This is a genomic window from Atribacter sp., from assembly GCF_035418125.1.
GTDB lineage: Bacteria > Atribacterota > Atribacteria > Atribacterales > Atribacteraceae > Atribacter > Atribacter allofermentans.
The window spans coordinates 1-1,767 of the sequence record NZ_DAOLQM010000343.1 but is presented as its reverse complement, the minus strand read 5'-3'; the positions used below and the strand labels follow the sequence as shown (position 1 = coordinate 1,767).

Below are 1,767 nucleotides of genomic sequence, written 5' to 3'. Positions count from 1 at the left end.
AAAGTACTGATATAAAAATTGCCAAGGAAATTGCTAAAAAAGTGAGGGGAGAATACGGAGGATTAACCCGTGTTAAAGCTATCGGTGTCAACTTAAGGAGTCGAGATCTGGTTCAAGTGTCGATGAACCTTTTAAATTACCGAATGAGTACGGTTGTTCAGGCTTATGAATTGGTAAAAATAGAAGCCCGTCGTTATGGTGTAGAAATTCAGGGATCGGAGATAATTGGTTTGGTTCCTCTGGAGTGCTTGGTGGATATTGTAGGATATTATTTATCCATTCCCGATTTAAAAATATCTCAGGTTTTAGAATATCATTTTATAGAAAATTTTGACTAAATTTGACCTTAGTCTTGACAATTTGACCTTCTTTGATTATAATGAATACTGAACAGAAAAAAAATAAAGGGGGTACGAAACATGGTGAACAAATCCCTATCATTAAGGAAAGAAGATAGGCTATTAAGGCCTGCTCGAAGGCTCTGGGATGTATTTGATCTTCGTTCCGATTTCGATCGTATGTTTGATGATTTATTTGATTTTACTTTAGCGAATGTACCATTGCGAAGGAGTAATTATCCACCGATCGACATGACTGAGACCGATACTGAATTTGTGTTAAAAGCTGAACTACCAGGAATTGATCCAAAGAACATCGATATCAATGTTACAGCAGACCGAATCGAAATTCGTGGAGAAGTGAAGGATGAATGGGAGCAGAAAGATACCGGTTGTTGCATTATGGAACGATATCGAGGAAATTTCGAAAGAGTTATAGGTTTACCAACCGAAGTAGATCAAGATGGAGTTAAAGCAAACTATCAAGATGGAATTTTAAAAATTACCTTACCTAAAACTGAACCGAGTAAGCCCAAGGCAAAAAAGGTAGAAATAGAAACCAAATAGACGCCGGTGAAAAAGGCGGGCAAATCGCCCGCCTTTTTTTATTGGTTAAAAAAATGCTTGACCGGTTGAAGGAAACTTTTTTTTTTGCTATAGTTTAAATCTATCGGGGCGTAGCGCAGTCTGGTTAGCGCGCTTGACTCGGGTTCAAGAGGCCGGAGGTTCAAATCCTCTCGCCCCGACCATATTAAATGTAAGTGTTTTTTACCTAAATTTTTTTGGGCCCTTTGGGTGGAACCTGGACATATCTCTTTCAATCTTCGTCAGCAAAAAACAATGAATCCCAAGGCTTTTTCATGAGGGAAGTTAAAAGACTCGAAACCGGTATTAGGGGGATGAGAAATTGAATGAAAGAAAAAGACTTACTTAATCCAAATATAGCTTTGCATATGGAAAACGAAAAAACATTAATTCACGATTTTGATTTAAACTTAATTTGTGATTATTTTGGAAGGCTGGAACGGCAGGGGCCTGGTAGCCCTGAATCTACTATTAGGGCTTTAAGTTTTATTGACAATTTTTCCAATGAATTAAATATTGCAGATTTTGCTTGTGGAACCGGCGGTCAAACAATGATTCTTGCACAAAACACCAAAGGAACAATTACTGGACTTGATCTTTCCCCCGATTTTATTGAAAAATTTAATACTAACGCTGAAAAGCTCGGTTTGCAGAATAGAATAAAAGGCATTGTCGGTTCAATGGATAATTTACCGTTTCAAAATGAAGAATTTGATGTTATATGGTCTGAAGGAGCTATTGCCAATATCGGTTTTAAAAAAGGCTTGAATTATTGGAAAGACTTTCTAAAAAAAGACGGCTATATTGCTGTAACATATGAGTCATGGTTTACCGATGAACGACC

The 1,767-nt window shown here is 37.2% G+C and carries 2 protein-coding genes, 1 tRNA gene and 1 pseudogene; all 4 read left to right on the top strand.

Annotated features, from left to right (window positions below):
- A pseudogene (locus PLK24_RS11250) lies at positions 1-338 on the top strand (glutamate formimidoyltransferase); the annotation flags it as partial.
- A gap of 81 nt (positions 339-419) precedes the next feature.
- On the top strand, positions 420-905 hold the full coding sequence (locus PLK24_RS11245; protein ID WP_324479188.1) for an Hsp20/alpha crystallin family protein: 486 nt from the start codon (positions 420-422) through the stop codon (positions 903-905).
- Positions 906-1,009: 104 nt separating this feature from the next.
- A tRNA-Pro gene (locus PLK24_RS11240) sits at positions 1,010-1,087 on the top strand.
- Positions 1,088-1,291: 204 nt separating this feature from the next.
- Positions 1,292-1,767: class I SAM-dependent methyltransferase (locus PLK24_RS11235; RefSeq protein ID WP_349770687.1), on the top strand; the 476-nt coding region annotated here is incomplete at its 3' end.